This window comes from Patescibacteria group bacterium (genome assembly GCA_028716045.1).
In the GTDB taxonomy this organism is placed as follows: Bacteria; Patescibacteriota; Patescibacteriia; order JAQUQO01; family JAQUQO01; genus JAQUQO01.
Genome location: JAQUQO010000001.1, coordinates 890,246 through 907,057, shown reverse-complemented (window position 1 = coordinate 907,057; position 16,812 = coordinate 890,246). Strand labels below are relative to the sequence as shown.

The following is a 16,812-nucleotide window of genomic DNA, read 5'->3' as shown; positions in this document are numbered from 1 at the left end:
AATTTTATTTATTTAAAATCTCCGTGTTTACCTCAAGGATCGGCCGTTGATGGCGGCGAAAATTTAGGATTAAAGCGAAAATATAACCAACCGCCAAACTCCCGATTATTGCCATGGCCACTTGCGTTATTGATTGATGATATAAACTGACACCGCTAGCCATTAACGCCGCTACAATACCTAAAATATAAGAAATTCTAAAATCATGCCGGGCATACGCCAAATTTGCTTCAAAAATTAAAAAAGACATCGCTAAGGCGAGGACTCCAAAAAGCCATAATTCTCGCATAAATATAACATAGCGAGACCCAAAAAGCAAGGAAATGATAAGCCCGGGGAAGAAAAAATAAATAACCGTGGAAATAATACTAAAACCGGCTAACAACCCATAAGCGCCCCAAAACATTCTGCGGCTTAACCCGCGCCCCTCGCAACCATTGGCACAGGCCGAGGGCAGGACTACGGCGATAATTGCCGAGTTCACCCAAAAGATAATTTTACCCAAAAGAGAAAGCGCGCTGTAATAACCGGTGAGTTCGGCGCTGGTAAAACATTTCACTAAAATTACGTCGATATTACCGATAAAAGTCACCAGCGCGGAAAAAATAAAAATCGGCACTAAACTCTTTCTAATATCAATCTGAGGGAAATATCGCTTCTGCCAATTCTCCCCCGCAACGGATATGCTGGAGAAAAAATTAAATCTACCGCAATATCTCTCAACCACTATCCAGCTGACAATCGCGGATAACAAAAATGCCATGGCCGCACTGGGGGCCGACGGTAAAAATATAACTAATATTATGCCGACAATAAATTTTATCAAAGAACCAACTACTCCTGAAACATTTATTTCAAAAAATTTCCCCCAACCGGAAAGAACTCCGCTGTAAACTACGGCAATTAGACCAATAAAAGAACTGAAAATAAAAATAAAAAGCCCCCACCAAGATTCTAAATGTAAAAAATGATAAAACAACGGGCTGGCCAATAAAAATCCTAATAAAAAAAATCCGGCCCATTTGGTTAAACTCTTCCGGACGGTTATTAAAAATTGTCCAGTGGCCGAATAATCAAGATTTTTGGCAAAAACCGAGGAATATTTAATAACAAAATACAGCACCGCTGCGCTAAAAATCCCGGCGATATTAAAAAGAGAAACTAAACTCTGTAATTCTCCGTATTCGCTCACGGGCATCAACCGTGAAACGGCAAAATGAAAAGCATAACCAAGTCCGCCGCTTAAAAAAGTTCCGGCAACATAAATCGCGCTATCTTTATAGAATTTATATGTTGACATTTTTCAATTATATCTATTCTTCAAAACTTATCGCTTGACCCGGGCAGGAATCCGCTACTTGTTTTAAAAGCTCTGCCGGAATTTTTTCCTCATTTATTACTTCAATCTCCCCGTCTTCTCCAAAACGAAAATACTTCGGAGCTAAAGCGACACAGGTCCCGCAATGGATACATTTAGTTTTATCAACTTTAACTTTCATAAAATATACAAATTAATAATTGCTACAAATATACAAATAAATTAAATAGCGCTTCTAAAATATTCCACGGTCTTCTTAAGCCCCTCTTCCAACTGAACTTTTGGTTCCCAGCCCAATTTTTCTTTAGCTAAACTTATATCCGGCTTTCTCTGTTGAGGATCATCAGCCGGCAAAGGTTGATAGACAATTTTACTTTTAGCGCCCACCGTTTTCAAAACTTTATCCGCCAATTCTTTAACAGTAAACTCGTTAGGGTTGCCTAAATTAACTGGCCCCAAAAATTCATCTTGGTTCATCATGCGATAAATGCCTTCTATTAAATCACTAACATAGCAGAAAGAACGCGTCTGGCTGCCATCGCCATAAATAGTTAAATTTTCCCCCCGCAACGCCTGCGTAATAAAATTACTGACTACCCGCCCATCTTGCGGGTCCATGTTCGGCCCGTAAGTATTAAAGATACGGATTATTCTGATATCAACACTCTTGCGGCGGTGATAATCAAAACAAAGTGTCTCGCCAATCCTTTTCCCCTCGTCATAACAACTGCGGATTCCGATGGGATTAACATGCCCTCGATAAGTTTCTGCCTGCGGATGTTCCAAGGGGTCGCCATAAACTTCTGAAGTTGAGGCCTGTAAAATTCTGGCCTTATTCTTAACCGCTAATTCCAGCATATTCTTTACCCCCAAATAACAAGTGTCTAGAGTAAACAAAGGGTCTTTTTGGTACTGCGGTGGCGAAGCGGGACAAGCCAAATTATAAATTTGGTCAACATCCATCTCAAGTGGATTGATAATATTATGTTCAATTAATTTAAAATTTTTATTGGCTAATAATTCTTCAATGTTCTCTTTTCTGCCGGTGTAAAAATTATCCAGGCAAATTACTTTTTCGCCTTTGTCTAATAAATATTTACAGAGGTGGGAGCCAAGAAAACCGGCGCCACCGGTAACTAAAATAGTCATAATTAAACTCTCCCGATGCTTAAATAATTAAAGCCAAGGTCGCGAACAACTTGCGGGTCATAAATATTTCTCCCGTCTACTATGTTTTTTCCCGCCATTAAATCTTTAACTTTATTTAAATCCAATTCCTTAAATTCATTCCAATCGGTAATAATGACCAAACAATCAGCCCCTCGCACCGACTCGTAACAATCATTAAAATAATGAACATCCTGTAAAATCTTTCTCGCCACTTTTTCTGCTACCGGGTCAAAGGCATTTATTTTAGCTCCTTCTTTTTGTAAAAATTCTATGACATCAACTGACGGCGCTTCGCGCATATCATCGGTATTGGGTTTAAAAGCCAGCCCCCAGACAGCTATTGTTTTGCCGGCTAAATCGGGAAGTAATTTTTTTACTTTCCCCACCATTAACTTACGCTGATTTTTATTTACCTCCTCCACCTCTTTTAACAAACTAAAATCATAATCATAATCCTTAGCTAAAGAAATAAGCGCTTTAACGTCTTTAGGAAAACAAGCGCCTCCATAACCGCAACCAGCATCCAAAAAAGCATATTTGCCGATGCGCTTATCTAATCTGATGCCTGCCGCTACTTTGGTCACATCCGCGCCTGAACGTTCGCAGATATTGGCAATACTATTGATAAAAGAAATTTCTGTGGCTAAAAGGGCATTGGAAGCATACTTAATCATTTCGGCTGTTTTTACGTCAGTAAGTACTCTTTCCCCGGGCAGGGGTTTGTGCAGTTCCAACATCACTGCCAAGGCCTTGGGGCTGTCACAACCGATGACGATGCGGTCTGGATTAAGCGAATCATTAACCGCCGAACCCTCACGCAAAAATTCCGGGCAAGAAACAACATCAAAGGTGGCTCCCTGCGGAGCATTTTTGCTGACAATGTCTTTGACTAAATCTCCCGTACCGATGGGCACGGTGCTTTTATCAATAATCACAGTATAGCCCTGTAAATATTTGGCAATCTCTTGAGCGGCGGTCTTTACTTGGGATAAATCAGCTTCTCCATTTTCCAAAGAAGGGGTCCCGACGCAAATAAAAACGGCATCAGAATTAGGAACGGCTTCTGCGTAATCCGTGGTAGGGAAGAGCCGGCCGACCTTCAGATTTTTTCTGATTATTTCTTCCAGCCCGGGCTCATAAATCGGACAAATTCCTTTTTTCAAATCTTCAATTTTTTCTTTATCCCTTCTTATCATCCAGACCGTATTGCCTAAATCGGCAAAAATTGCTCCGGACGTAAGTCCAATATAGCCAGCGCCAATGATGCTTATCTTCATATATTTCTATCTAAGTAACTATATTAATTAATTTCCCCGGCACAAATATAACTTTCTTCGGTTCACCGGGCACAAACTTTCTAATTTTTTCTGACTCCAGCGCCAGTTTCTTGGCTTCTTTCTCGGAAATGTCTGCGGGAACGGTGATGTTATCGCGAACCTTGCCGTTGACCTGAATGACTAAAATAATTTCTGTGTCTTTTATTAATTCTAAATTGGGTTCCGGCCACTTCTCCAAATGTATACTTTTTTTATTCTTGCCCGCCGTAGCTTCGGCAGAGGCGGGGCCTACCTTTTGCCAAAGCTCTTCAGTAATATGCGGAGCGAAAGGAGCCAAAAGAATCAACAATTTGGAATAATAAATTGAGGGAATCTTTTCCTGCTTTTCCATCTCATTTACTAAAATCATCATTTGCGAAATAGCTGTATTAAATTTCATCTCTTCAATATCCTCGGTAACCTTTTTAATCGTCTTGTGAAGCAACTTCTTAAGATTGTCATCCTTGAGGGAGTCTCGAGCACTCGGGACGACCGAAGGATCCGACCCAAATTCTTCATCCCGAGAACTCGGGATCGGAATGACATTTTTAGTTATTTTTTCTTGTAACCGCCACACTCTTTCCAAAAACCTACGACAGCCGATAACCCCCTGCGTATCCCAAGGAATCGCCTGGTCAAACGGACCCATGAACATTTCATAGACGCGGAAAGTATCCGCGCCATGCTCCTTAACAACATCGTCGGGATTAATAACATTGCCGCGCGACTTGGACATCTTCTCCCCACCTTCGCCTAAAATCATACCCTGCGAAGTTCTTTTTTTGTATGGCTCATCGCCGCACTCTTTAGGAATCGCGCCAATATCGTATAAAAATTTATACCAAAATCTGGAATATAAAAGATGCAAAGTGACATGTTCCATCCCCCCATTATACCAGTCCACCCCGCCCACTTCGCTACATTTATTTTGACTGGCGGGGCAAGCCGTCATCCAATATTTCAAATTCTCTCTGTTCGCGAATTCCTTATCGTTCGCTGGGTCGGTATAACGTAAAAAATACCAAGACGAACCCGCCCAATTGGGCATGGTGTCCGTTTCTCTTTTAGCCGCTCCGCCGCACTTCGGGCATTTTACATTTACCCATTTTTCTATGGTCGCCAGCGGCGATTCGCCCGTATCCGTCGGTTCGTATTTTTTTACTTTGGGAAGTTTAACCGGCAAATCTTTTTCCGGAACAGGAATCCAGCCCTGCCCTGAGCTTGTCGAATGGGCACACTTCTCGCAATGTACGAGCGGAATCGGCTCTCCCCAATAACGTTGGCGGGAAAAAACCCAATCGCGAAGTTTATAATTTATCGCCCTTTTGCCCACGCCTTTTTCTTCTAACCAGTTAATCATTTTTCCCTTAGCTTCAGGGGTGGACAAGCCGTTCAAAAAATCAGAATGTTCACTTATGCCTTCTTCGGTAAAACATTTTTTTTCTAATAAATACTTTATAACATTTTTCGTAAAGGGTGTAACATCGGTTCTGGCTAAAGCTTCCGACAAATCAAGTTTTTTAATAGCATCACCCTCACTAAGTTTGATATTTTTCTCGTCAATATTTTTGACATAAAAAATATCCAGATATTTCCCGGGGAAATTATGGCTTTCTAATTTATTCAATAATACAAAATTATCTTTTACTTCTAAATTAAGCTCTTCTTTAATTTCTCTCTTCAAAGCTTCTTCCGTATCTTCGTTGTTTTCTATACCGCCGCCAAAAAATGCCAGCATACCCGGATTTCTGTCAGTATTTTTATCTCTTCTTTGAAATAAAAATTTACCGCCCCTTATTTCAATCATTGCGCCAACGCCAACAATATTATCTTTACGGGTAGTAACAACTGTTTTGATGGGCAAACTATATTTCTTGGCGAATTCAAAGTCCCTCTCATCATGTGCCGGCACTGCCATAATCGTACCGGTGCCATAACTCGCGAGAACATAATCCGCCACCCAAATCGGCAATTCTTCGCCATTAACCGGATTAATTGCTTTAATGCCTTTAATTTCTACACCGGTTTTTTCTTTTTGTAATTCCGTGCGCTCTAAATCCGACTTTCTCTTGGCTTGCTCAATATATTTTCTCACTTCTGCGTAATTCGTAATGCTTGATTCTAAATTTTTAATAATCCCGTGCTCCGGTGAGAGAACCATATATGTCGCGCCAAACAAAGTATCTGGTCTGGTCGTAAAAACCTTAATTTTGTCTACGGCTTTCCGACTACTGACTACCGCATCTTCTCGCAAACGGTCAGCTGTAGTCCGTAGTCCAAAGTCAATAAGCGCTCCTTCACTTCTTCCAATCCAATTCTTCTGCTGTTCTTTAATCTGCGGCAAATAATCAACCTTGTCCAAATCATCCAGTAACCTTTGCGCGTATTTGGTAATTTTAATCATCCATTGTTCTTTCTCGCGCTTTTCCACTTCACCACCACAACGTTCGCATTTGCCATTAACCACTTCTTCATTAGCCAAACCGATTTTGCAGTTCTTACACCAATTGATGGCGATTTTTGTTTTGTAAGCCAAACCATGTTTGAAGAGTTGCAAAAACATCCACTGTGTCCATTTGTAATAGGCCGGGTCGGTGGTGTTAATCTCGCGCGACCAGTCAAAAGAAAGTCCGAGCGACTTAATTTGTTTTTTGAAAGTTTTAATGTTGGCGGCGGTGGCCTTGGCCGGATGAATGCCGGTTTTAATGGCATAATTTTCCGCCGGCAAACCAAAAGCGTCCCAGCCGATGGGATACAAAACATTAAAACCTTCCATCCTTTTTTTACGGGAAATCAAATCCATGGCCGTATAACTGCGCGGATGACCGACATGAAGCCCCTGACCGGACGGATAAGGGAACTCAATTAAAGAATAAAATTTCTTTTTATTAAAATCTTGTGTGGAATGATAAATACCGTCGCTTTCCCATTGCTTCTGCCATTTTTTTTCTATTTTCTTAAAATTATACCGAGGAAACATAAGGCTATTTTAACTAAAAAATTAAAAATAATTGTTTTAATTCTACCCCTTTTTAACAAAAAAATCAAATCTAAAAAATAACTAAAAAGAGGCTAATCGGCCTCTTTTTTAAGCTATTTTCTGACTTTTCTTAGTATCCTGTGAATATAGTGTGTATCTTATGTGCCTAACCCTCTGACCGCCTTCAACTTTCTATTTAATATTATTCAGCATGTCCTTTGTCATTTTTTCCAAATCGAAAGTATGATTCCATTTCCAGTCTGCTCTGGCTGAGCTATCATCTATCGACCGAGGCCAGGAATCAGCGATTTTTTGCCGGTCATCGGGATGATAAACACAAGTAAATCCGGGGACGTGATTGGCGACCATTTGAGCTAGTTCTTCGGCGGAGAAACTCAAAGCAGTTAGATTGTAGCTAGTTCTAATTTTGATATTTTCCGCTGGGGCCTCCATTAGTTCGATGGTGGCTCGAACAGCGTCGGGCATATACATCATGGGTAAAACCGTATCCGGTCCGACAAAACAGTCATATTTTTTGTTTTTTACCGCTTCAAAATAAATCGCTACCGCATAATCCGTGGTGCCGCCTCCCGGGGGTGTTTTATAACTAATTAAGCCCGGATAACGCAAACTTCTAACATCAAGTCCGTATTTTTTCCAATAATATTGACACAAGAGTTCGCCCGCGACCTTGGTAACTCCGTACATGGTGGTTGGTTCAAGAACGGTATGCTGCGGGGTATTATCACGGGGCGTGGTTGGTCCAAACGCGGCGATTGAACTCGGCCAGAAAACTTTTTTTATACCGCGATCACGAGCGATATCCAGAACATTTTTCAAACCGCCCATGTTAACATTCCAAGCCAACTCCGGATTTTTTTCTCCCGCGGCAGATAAAATCCCCACCAAATGAAAAACGGCATCTGGTTGGTACTTTTTCACCAATTCATCCAGCGCAATTTTATTAGTGACATCAACGATTTCAAAAGGACCGACCGCCAATTCTCCGGCTATCGGCCGAGAATGGCCAACGGCCACAACGTTTTGTTCTCCATACCTCTTTCTCAGCTCTATTACCAACTCTGAACCAATTTGTCCGGTGGCGCCAGTAACTATAATATTTTTCATATCTTTATAATTAATTTGCTAAAAGATTTTTAAGCTTAACCGTAAAATCAAAGTAACTTTATAATAAAAAATAAGCTTAAAATTATTTTTTATTTTCTCCGTCCTCTAAATACCACCCCGCTTCTTTAGCCGCCATACAACCACGGCCGGCGGCAATAATCGCCTGACGATAGCGCGAATCAGCCACATCGCCGGCGGCAAATACTCCCGGGATATTGGTTTGGGTGGAGTTAGATTCGGTTTTGATATATCCTCTCTCATCCAATTCTATCTTGCCATTCAAGAATCCGACATTGGGCTGATGGCCAATGGCCAAAAATACCGCTGCGCATTTAAATTCTTTTAACTCCCCTGTTTTAGTATTTTTAAGACGCAGGCCTTCCACTTTTTTATCGCCTAAAATTTCTATCACCTCATAATTTGGTAAAAATTCAATCTTGGGATTGCTCTTGGCGCGGTCCACCATGATTTTAGAAGCGCGTAATTCCTCGCGACGATGAATAACCGTCACCTTATCGGCAAAACGAGTCAAAAAATTCGCTTCTTCCATAGCCGTATCTCCTCCGCCGATAACCGCCACTTCTTTGCCCTTGGTAAAAAATCCGTCGCAGGTGGCGCAAGCGGAAACTCCGCCATTGCGCAATCTTTTCTCTTCAGGCAAACCCAGCCAGCGCGCCGAAGCGCCGGTGGCAATAATGATTGTTTTTCCTTCAAACTCGGAATCGCCGGTTTTTACCTTGAATGGTCGGGCTTTAAAATCAATTTCCTTAACTTCGCCGGATTTTATTTCCGTACCGAATCGTTCGGCTTGCTGGCGCATTTTATTCATCAATTCTATTCCCAAAACTCCTTCCGGCCACCCGGGAAAATTTTCTATGGTAGTGGTCATAATAAGCTGACCACCAATCTGCAACCCGTCAACTAACAAAGTTTTTAAACTGCCGCGGGAAGCATAAATTGCCGCCGTGTATCCCGCCGGACCGGAACCGATAATTATCGTATCGTAAACCATATTATTTTAAATAAGAAATGAGCTTCTTTTTTAATTCTTCCTTGGGAATGAAACCGACGAGCTGATCAATAATTTTTCCGCCCTTAAAAATAAACATGGTTGGCACATTCATCACCTGATACTGGCTGGCTAAATCCTCGTTTTCCTCAATGTTGGCCTTGGCGATTTTTATCCCCTGACCATCAAGCTCGTGGGCGAGGTCATCTAAAATCGGACCAAGCATCTGGCAAGGCCCGCACCACGACGCCCAAAAATCAACTAACACCACTTCTTTGGAATCCAGCACTTCTTTTTTAAAATTTTGTGAATTTAAATCTACTTTGGACATAAAAAAATAACCTAGATTACTTAGTTAATAATTTTTATAAAAAACTACACTACTTATTAAACTTTAAGGATTTGGATTTAATTTATTTTTTGTTCTTTCTTTTCTTCCGTATAACATTCCAAAATATCACCGACTGCAATGGCCGTATCGGTTTTTACATTTATACCGCACTCTTCCCCTTCCACCGCCTCATTAACCGCCATCTTGGCTGACTGCAATTCTTTTATAGCTCCTGCTCCGACTTTATTATTCCCTCGCCAGATACTAAATTTGGAACCATTAAAAATTTTACCTTCCGTGATTTTCCCTCCGACAATCATAGTATCCTTAGCGCTCTTAAATAACGCGATAATCCTTAATTTGCCCGTAACGTGGCGAATAATCTGCGCTTCTAACAAACCCTCCAATTCCGCCTTAAGTTCCTCCAACAACTTATAAATAATAGAATAATATTTTATCGCGACTTTCTTCTCCTGCGCCACAGTTTCCACGCCCTGATTGGCGCCAACGTGAAAACCGATGATTTCGGCATTGCTGGCCTCGGCTTCCATAGTATCGCTGTCGGTGATATTGCCCAGTCCCTTGCCCACGATATTAATGCTCAAATCCGGATGAGAAATTTTTTCTATGGAAGCGACTATGGCTTCCAACGAACCCAAGACATCAGCTTTTAAAATAATATTCAAGTCTTTGGCGCTGGCTTTCTTTTTTTGACCCACCATCACGCTCACTTCTTCATTAGCCCTTTTGCTTTTCCAATCTCTTTCCAGACCCTTGTCGTTCTCTCTGCCTTCCACTACATCGCCCACAAATGGCGCCATTTTAAATCCCAAAATCTTTACTGGCATGGACGGACCGGCCTTCATCACCTGCTCGCCTTTCCAATTTTTCATGGAACGGACTTTGCCATAAAGAAAATTATCAACGCCCAAAAAGTGGCCGGCTTTAAAAACGCCGTTTTTGACAAGTAAAGTGGCCACCGGTCCTTCGCCGGCATCAATATGCGATTCCACGATTACGCCCACCGGTTTGCCCGCGGGGTTAGCTTTGATATTTTCTTTTTCCATATCGGCTACTAAAAGCAAAACTTCCAAAAGTTCGTCAATGCCGATGTTCTGCTTGGCGGAAATGGGCGCGCAAATTGTTTTGCCGCCCCAATCCTCGGGCGTCAAACCGATTTCTGCCAAATCAGACTTAACTTTATCAATATTCACGCCCTCTTTATCTATTTTATTTATCGCCACAATCAATGGCAATTTAGCCGCTTTGATTATATCCACTGCTTCCCGGGTTTGCGGTTTGACGCCGTCATCAGCGGCCACCACCAGAATGGCAATGTCGGCGATTTTTGCTCCGCGCGAACGCATGGCTGAAAACGCCTCGTGGCCCGGGGTGTCAATAAAAGTCAAAGCCCGGCCGTTTTTTTGCACCTGATAAGCGCCAATGTGCTGGGTGATGCCTCCGGCTTCGGATTCCATAACATTGGTTTTTCTGATAGCGTCTAAAAGTTTGGTCTTACCATGGTCAACGTGTCCCATAACCACAATCACCGGTGCGCGATATTCTAAATCCTTTTCATCCTTTAATAATTCCGAAATTTTATCGCTGATTTTAATTTCCTCTTCCGAACTTCCTTCGGGCACGGTTTGGTAGCCCAAATCCTCGGCCACAATAGTCGCCGTGGAAAAATCTATTTTTTCATTCTGGGCGGAAAGGATTCCGCTTTTCATAAGCTCCATTAAAACCTGGGTGACTGGCAAGCCCAATCTCTGCGCGAAATCTTTGACTATAATCACCGGCGGGATTTTAACTTCTTTTATTTCTGCTTCTTTTTCCTCTGCACCTTCTTCTCCCACAGCTGACTCATCCAATCTTTTTTTCAATTCTCTCATCTTCATCGGCCATTCGCGGATAATGCGTTCGGCTGTGCGGTCGTCAACCTTAATGGCTTTTTGGCCAATATCAAAACCAATCTGCGGCAAGATATTGAGCAAATCTTCGGTGGTCACTTTTAATTTTCTGGCTAGTTCGGTGACATTCATAAAATTTATTGTCTTCGCGAAAACCCTGACATTTAGAGATTGCTTCCCCCGCCAAGGCGGGGTCGCAATGACATAAAAAAATAATTTTATAACAGCGTTCTTATCTTATAACAATTTGAAGGGATAGTCAATTTTATACATTACAACATTAAAATATAGGAAAATGATAATAAAAAAGCTCAATCCGGATTATGGATTGAGCTGGGGATTACTTGTTTGCCTTTGACGGAGAAAACCGAATTTCAGTCTGACTAATATCGGCTATACCGACGGCGTGTGGGGTTAGCACTACGCACCCGCTGAATTGGCTGGCCCGAGAAAAAGAAGACCGCTAGCCCAGGCGGGGTTGACGCTGGCCAGAAGGGGCGTGTGGGCGAAGTCAAGCTCGTCTTTATCGGCCTTAAAATAGAGCGAACAGCTAGTGGACTGCAAAGAAAGAGCGGCCATATACAGTCCGGGCGTATTAAAGTCGCGAGCTAGGATGTCAGGATACATCACCATGGCAATGGGAGTATCTATGCCGGAAAGAAAAAACCATTCCGGTAATACTGACATTTGTTCCCTGCTGGCATCAATGGAAAACCCCTGTAGTGGGTTTGGGAAGTGAAGCCCAACAACCGGCCCTTGCTCCATCCGCTCAATAAGCTGGTCATGCCGGCTTCTTGGGACAATATTGACCTCGCCCGCCAAAGTGCCCTTGCAAATGTTGCAAAACCTCCGATCGCTAAAGGTTTTAGTGTAGCTCTTGCCGACTGCTTCAAGATACTGCTTAAGAGTGACTCCGAGGTTGTTAACTGTGAGTCGAGGTAGAACCACTGGCAACCAAATACCCTTGGTAATATTGGCAACTTGGGGGTTGCTCCGAATCAGAACCAAGAGACGTTCAGTTTCCGCCTTGAATTGTTCGCCGGTAATCTTCGTATACGAATTGAGACCCTCATGTAATCGCTTAAGGCGATCAAGATAATCAATATCTGTTTCCAGCTTCGGCTGAACCAGCTGAAATTCCCTGTCCGCATCGCGGACTCTAGCTTGTAGACCGTTAGGAATCCGACGGCCGTGCTTGTCAAAGAACACCTCCATAACATCCTTAAACATTACCTTTACTTCTCCTCGTTGGATTTTTCTGGCGACTTTTTCTCCGCCTAAATTTTTGACCAAAGCATTTAAGTCGCCAGTAGTCCAATCCTGAGTCATCCACTTATTACCCATTTTGTACTCCTTTCAGGCTACATTGCCCGAAATTTGATTTTCACCTCTTCCCCGAGGTCCAGGATTCTTTCGTTATGAAAGAGTACCTTTATTATACTATTTTTGCCCATTCTGTCAAGGACTGGTAGAATTGAAGATGTAATAAAAACTCCTCTCTTAGATAAGGAGGGGGAAATATAAAATATGAACATCGAATTTCTCCTCATCAACAAACCCAAATCCTGGACTTCGCATGACGTGATAGCTAAATTGCGAGGTATGACCGGTATACAAAAAATCGGCCATGCCGGAACATTAGACCCTTTTGCCACGGGCCTGCTTATTGTCGGCGTGGGACGGGAAGCTACTAAAGAAATAAATAAATTTGTAAAATTGGATAAAGAATATATTGCCACCCTGCGACTCGGAAAAATATCTGATACTTATGACTCGGAAGGAAAAATTACTGATTTCAATACAAGAGACGGCGAGCAAAGTGACACTATCCCGCCTACGGTAGACGACATAAATAAAGTCCTCAAAAAATTCCTCCGCCCGCAACCCCAAATCCCGCCGATGTTTTCCGCCAAAAAAGTCCATGGCAAAAAACTATACGAACTGGCGCGCCAAGGCAAAAAAATAGAACGGCAACCCCAACAAATTACGATTTATAAAATAGAATTATTGGAATACGACTATCCTTGCCTAAAAATCAAAATCCAGTGTTCTTCGGGAACTTACATTCGCTCGCTGGCTTATGACATCGGACTCGCTCTTAATCGCGGCGCGTATCTAGAAGAATTGCAAAGAACTGAAATTGGAAAATATAAATTAAAAGATGCCGTTGACATCGGGGAGATAACGGCCGAGAATTGGCAAAAATATCTTAAAGAATTATAAAAAAATAAAAAAGAGCGGCTAAGTTTAGACGCTCTTTTTTGATTGGAATAATTTTTACTTTTGGGGACGCAAAGGATGCTCGCCGGAGAAACAGTGGTGGCACATATTATCCCGTTTGAGACCGACAACTTTAAGGGCTCCATCAAGGGAAAGATAGCCGAGCGAGGTCGGCGGGCCCCAATCATTTGAAGCGAGATAAAGACGAATTTTTTCAATATCGCCATCAGCGCGGGAAGCGATTAAAGTATCGGGGTCCCTTGTTTCTACTCCTAAATCGCAAGAATAGCGATAGGGCGGGGAGGGTATTCGTAAATGAACTTCTTTAGCGCCGTTTTTGAATAACTCCGCGACGATATGGGACGAAGCATTACCGCGAACCACCGAATCGTCTACCACTACTACCCTTTTCCCGCGAACCACATCTTTAATCACGTGGTATTTAATCTTGCTCAACCCTCGGGGGTCCATTTCAATGAAAGTTCTTTTCTTACCAAACCCCCGCTCGGTGAGGATACCAAAAGCGAACGGGATTTTTGACTCTTGCGCATAACCAATAGCTGCGGGTATGCCACTCTCGGGGACTGGCACAACGATATCAGCCTTAACCGGATGCTCGCGAGCCAATTCGCGACCAAAGTTTTCACGAATGGAATAAAAAGACTGGCCCCGCCAATCGCAAGAGTCCGGACGGCAAAAGTAAATAAATTCAAAAATACAAAATTGCCTACTCATTCTTTCGTGGTAGAGATAGCTTTTGGCCTTGTTTTTATCAACCTCAACTATTTCCCCGGGCTCCAACCACCGCTTTTCTATTACGCAAGAATCCTGGCCGTAATTGACAAAATTATCAATTACGCAATCCTCGGAAGTAAAAACAAAGTAAGGATTGCCGCGCTCATTAATCTGCGCCATAATCAGCGGCCGAATGCCGCGCGGGTCGCAGAAAGCGTAAAGCTTCTCGTCAAACTCTGTCATCATCACGGCAGAAAATGAACCCTTAATATGTTCCATTACCTGAAAAATAGCCTCCACCGTATCCTTCTTCTGCTTTCTAATAAACATCTGATAAATGATGGACGCGGCGATAATTTCGGCATCGTTTTCGCTGTAAATTTTAATATTGCGCGACCTCAAAAAATTCCTCTGTTCATCCATATTCACAATATCACCATTGCTTGCCAGCGCGATTTTTCCGGCATAGGTCTGGGAAAAGTGCGGCTGGATATTACGCTTGGAATTATCGCCTTGCGTCGGCCAACGAGTATGGCCGATAACCAGTTGATTAAGCAAACCCTCTTTAACGAATACTTCGGGACGCAAAGCCTCGGCCGCCGACCCGTGGTCCTTTAACACTTTAATGGTCAAAGGATCTAGTCGCGTAAGAGCGGCAATGCCTTTTGCCGCTTGGCCACGGTGTTCAAGCCCCAGAAGAGCTAAAAATAAAAGATTCAATCCTTCCGGATGGCCTTTAACGCCTACTATTCCACACATCTTTCTTCCTCCTTTATTTTTAAAGTTATTTTGTTTTCAAGGTTCCTCTCGGGAAAATCCACTATAACAAATCTGAAAAAGAATGTCAAAAACGCGCGGCCTTGCCAATTTACCGGCCCTGTGTTAAGATAGATTCATCAATAATAAATAAAAGTTCTCGACCCGAAAGGAAAAGCTCAAAAATGGCCGAAATGAAAGAAAAGAAGGGTTTATCTATAGATAAAACTTTGGTAATTAGCAAACTTCATGAGTAATTTATATAGCAAACTGCGAAAGTAAAAATTGCCCGCCAAACGCGGATATAGTTTGTTTGTAACTTCACTCATCTCGCTAAATATCTCTTCTCGGTCGAGAATAAAATAGGAGATAACTATGGAAAATTTATTTTGGTTTTTAATCTTGCTTGTCTTGGCGCTGGCAGGATTTTTTATTGGTTATTTTATCCGCAAGGTCATCGCCAAACAAAAAGTAAATTCCGCGGAAATCAAAGCGGAAAATTTAATCAACGAGGCTAAACAAAAACAAAAAGAAATTCTTTTAGAATCCAAAGATAAAGCCCTGAAAATTATTGACGATGCCAAACGGGAAGAAACTTTGCGCCGGCAGGAATTAAAACACCTCCAGGACCGCCTGGAAAAGAGAGAAGAACTTTTTGACAAAAAATTGCTGGATTTGGAAAATAAAAGTCAGCGTTTGCAGGATAAGGCCAATGAGGTGGAAAAAATCAAACAAAAAATTTCCGAAATCCGCGACGAACAAATCGCCAAATTAGAAAAAATCGCGGAACTTTCCAAGGAAGAAGCAAAAAATTTACTGTTGGAGCAAACGGAACAAAGAATGAAAGACGAGCTTTTGGCCAGAATCCGCAAACTGGAAGAATACGGCTCGGAAGAAGTGGAGAGAAGAACAAAATCTCTTATCACTTCCACTATGCAAAGAATCGCCGCCTCGCATGCCACGGAAACCACCACTACCGTGGTTAACCTGCCTTCCGATGAAATGAAGGGACGAATTATCGGCCGCGAAGGGCGTAATATTAAAGTTATTGAACAGCTCACCGGAGTGGAAATTATCGTGGATGACACTCCGGAAGCGATTCTGGTTTCCGGTTTTAATCCCATCCGCCGGCATTTAGCTAAAAGAACTTTGGATAAATTAATTACCGACGGGCGTATTCATCCGGGAAGAATTGAAGAAACCGTGGAAGAAGCCAAAAAAGAATTGGCGTTGGATATTAAAAAAGCCGGCGAAGCGGCTACTTACGAAGTCGGTGTCATCGGGCTTGACCCCAAATTAGTTCAGATTCTCGGCCGTTTAAAGTATCGCACTAGTTATGGGCAAAATGTTTTGCAACATTCCATTGAAGTCGCCTTGCTTTCCAAATTGCTGGCCGAAGAATTGGGCGCCAATGTCGCCGTGGCTTTGAAAGGCGGGCTGTTGCACGACATCGGTAAAGCCGTGGACCATGAAGTGCAGGGAACCCATACCCAAATCGGTTATGACATCATGAAAAAATTCGGTCTGCCGGAAGAAGTCGCCTATATTTCTATCGCCCACCATGAGGATAACCCCAAAACTCTGGAAGGAATTATCGCCAAGGTGGCAGATGCCATTTCCGGCGCCCGTCCGGGCGCGCGGCGCGATACTTACGAACAATATCTGCAACGTTTGGGAGAATTGGAAAATGTCGCTTCGTCTTTTGAAGGAATTGAAAAGGTTTACGCTATCCAAGCCGGCCGCGAGGTGCGCGTCTTTGTCAAGCCGGAAAAAATAGACGACCTGGCGGCAATGAAGCTGGCCAGAGATATTGCTTCCAAAATAGAAGATGAGCTTAAATACCCGGGAGAAATAAAAGTAAATGTTATTCGCGAATCCCGCGTAACAGAATACGCCAGATAAAAATTATATTGATAAAAATCCCCCCTAGTAAATTCGG

Annotated in this window: 13 protein-coding genes; 2 read left to right on the top strand and 11 right to left on the bottom strand. The window is 42.5% G+C overall.

Features of this window, described 5'->3' with window-relative positions; all coding sequences use genetic code 11:
• Window positions 1-4: 4 nt before the first annotated feature.
• From PHG22_04575 to PHG22_04530, 10 genes are all read right to left on the bottom strand, one after another.
• A complete protein-coding gene (locus PHG22_04575; protein ID MDD5491021.1) occupies window positions 5-1,300 on the bottom strand; it encodes a hypothetical protein in 1,296 nt (431 codons plus the stop codon).
• Between the two features lie 13 nt (window positions 1,301-1,313).
• A complete protein-coding gene (locus PHG22_04570) occupies window positions 1,314-1,499 on the bottom strand; it encodes a ferredoxin (protein ID MDD5491020.1) in 186 nt (61 codons plus the stop codon).
• 41 nt (window positions 1,500-1,540) lie between these two features.
• A complete protein-coding gene (locus PHG22_04565; protein MDD5491019.1) occupies window positions 1,541-2,467 on the bottom strand; it encodes an SDR family oxidoreductase in 927 nt (308 codons plus the stop codon).
• A gap of 2 nt (window positions 2,468-2,469) precedes the next feature.
• A complete protein-coding gene (locus PHG22_04560) occupies window positions 2,470-3,765 on the bottom strand; it encodes a UDP-glucose/GDP-mannose dehydrogenase family protein (protein ID MDD5491018.1) in 1,296 nt (431 codons plus the stop codon).
• A gap of 10 nt (window positions 3,766-3,775) precedes the next feature.
• Window positions 3,776-6,784, bottom strand: a complete 3,009-nt coding sequence (locus tag PHG22_04555; GenBank protein ID MDD5491017.1) for a class I tRNA ligase family protein — start codon at window positions 6,782-6,784, stop codon at window positions 3,776-3,778.
• Between the two features lie 192 nt (window positions 6,785-6,976).
• Entirely contained in the window at window positions 6,977-7,912 is a 936-nt protein-coding gene (locus PHG22_04550; GenBank protein MDD5491016.1) for an NAD-dependent epimerase/dehydratase family protein, read from the bottom strand.
• Between the two features lie 82 nt (window positions 7,913-7,994).
• Window positions 7,995-8,924, bottom strand: coding sequence for a thioredoxin-disulfide reductase (gene trxB / locus PHG22_04545; protein ID MDD5491015.1), 930 nt, complete (start codon window positions 8,922-8,924; stop codon window positions 7,995-7,997).
• 1 nt (window position 8,925) lies between these two features.
• Window positions 8,926-9,252 carry a thioredoxin gene (gene trxA, locus PHG22_04540; GenBank protein ID MDD5491014.1) on the bottom strand — a complete coding sequence of 109 codons (327 nt, stop codon included), beginning with the start codon at window positions 9,250-9,252 and terminating at the stop codon, window positions 8,926-8,928.
• Between the two features lie 77 nt (window positions 9,253-9,329).
• The gene (infB, locus tag PHG22_04535; protein MDD5491013.1) at window positions 9,330-11,294 is read right to left on the bottom strand and encodes a translation initiation factor IF-2; all 1,965 of its coding nucleotides are present in this window, start codon (window positions 11,292-11,294) and stop codon (window positions 9,330-9,332) included.
• 288 nt (window positions 11,295-11,582) lie between these two features.
• Entirely contained in the window at window positions 11,583-12,506 is a 924-nt protein-coding gene (locus tag PHG22_04530) for a hypothetical protein (protein ID MDD5491012.1), read from the bottom strand.
• A gap of 183 nt (window positions 12,507-12,689) precedes the next feature.
• On the opposite strand from PHG22_04530, the gene truB reads away from it, so the two are divergent.
• A complete protein-coding gene (gene truB / locus PHG22_04525) occupies window positions 12,690-13,385 on the top strand; it encodes a tRNA pseudouridine(55) synthase TruB (protein ID MDD5491011.1) in 696 nt (231 codons plus the stop codon).
• A gap of 54 nt (window positions 13,386-13,439) precedes the next feature.
• Here truB and PHG22_04520 read toward each other — a convergent pair whose 3' ends face one another.
• Window positions 13,440-14,876: a class II glutamine amidotransferase gene (locus PHG22_04520; GenBank protein ID MDD5491010.1), complete on the bottom strand. Its 1,437-nt coding sequence runs from the start codon at window positions 14,874-14,876 to the stop codon at window positions 13,440-13,442.
• 372 nt (window positions 14,877-15,248) lie between these two features.
• On the opposite strand from PHG22_04520, the gene rny reads away from it, so the two are divergent.
• Window positions 15,249-16,775, top strand: coding sequence for a ribonuclease Y (rny, locus tag PHG22_04515; GenBank protein MDD5491009.1), 1,527 nt, complete (start codon window positions 15,249-15,251; stop codon window positions 16,773-16,775).
• Window positions 16,776-16,812: the final 37 nt, after the last annotated feature.

What these genes read in the sequence shown, in the direction of transcription:
- PHG22_04575 (MDD5491021.1), bottom strand. Translation starts at nt 1,300, where the DNA reads ATGTCAACATATAAATTCTATAAAGATAGCGCGATTTATGTTGCCGGA.
- PHG22_04570 (MDD5491020.1), bottom strand. Translation starts at nt 1,499, where the DNA reads ATGAAAGTTAAAGTTGATAAAACTAAATGTATCCATTGCGGGACCTGT.
- PHG22_04565 (MDD5491019.1), bottom strand. Translation starts at nt 2,467, where the DNA reads ATGACTATTTTAGTTACCGGTGGCGCCGGTTTTCTTGGCTCCCACCTC.
- PHG22_04560 (MDD5491018.1), bottom strand. Translation starts at nt 3,765, where the DNA reads ATGAAGATAAGCATCATTGGCGCTGGCTATATTGGACTTACGTCCGGA.
- PHG22_04555 (MDD5491017.1), bottom strand. Translation starts at nt 6,784, where the DNA reads ATGTTTCCTCGGTATAATTTTAAGAAAATAGAAAAAAAATGGCAGAAG.
- PHG22_04550 (MDD5491016.1), bottom strand. Translation starts at nt 7,912, where the DNA reads ATGAAAAATATTATAGTTACTGGCGCCACCGGACAAATTGGTTCAGAG.
- trxB (MDD5491015.1), bottom strand. Translation starts at nt 8,924, where the DNA reads ATGGTTTACGATACGATAATTATCGGTTCCGGTCCGGCGGGATACACG.
- trxA (MDD5491014.1), bottom strand. Translation starts at nt 9,252, where the DNA reads ATGTCCAAAGTAGATTTAAATTCACAAAATTTTAAAAAAGAAGTGCTG.
- infB (MDD5491013.1), bottom strand. Translation starts at nt 11,294, where the DNA reads ATGAATGTCACCGAACTAGCCAGAAAATTAAAAGTGACCACCGAAGAT.
- PHG22_04530 (MDD5491012.1), bottom strand. Translation starts at nt 12,506, where the DNA reads ATGGGTAATAAGTGGATGACTCAGGATTGGACTACTGGCGACTTAAAT.
- truB (MDD5491011.1), top strand. Translation starts at nt 12,690, where the DNA reads ATGAACATCGAATTTCTCCTCATCAACAAACCCAAATCCTGGACTTCG.
- PHG22_04520 (MDD5491010.1), bottom strand. Translation starts at nt 14,876, where the DNA reads ATGTGTGGAATAGTAGGCGTTAAAGGCCATCCGGAAGGATTGAATCTT.
- rny (MDD5491009.1), top strand. Translation starts at nt 15,249, where the DNA reads ATGGAAAATTTATTTTGGTTTTTAATCTTGCTTGTCTTGGCGCTGGCA.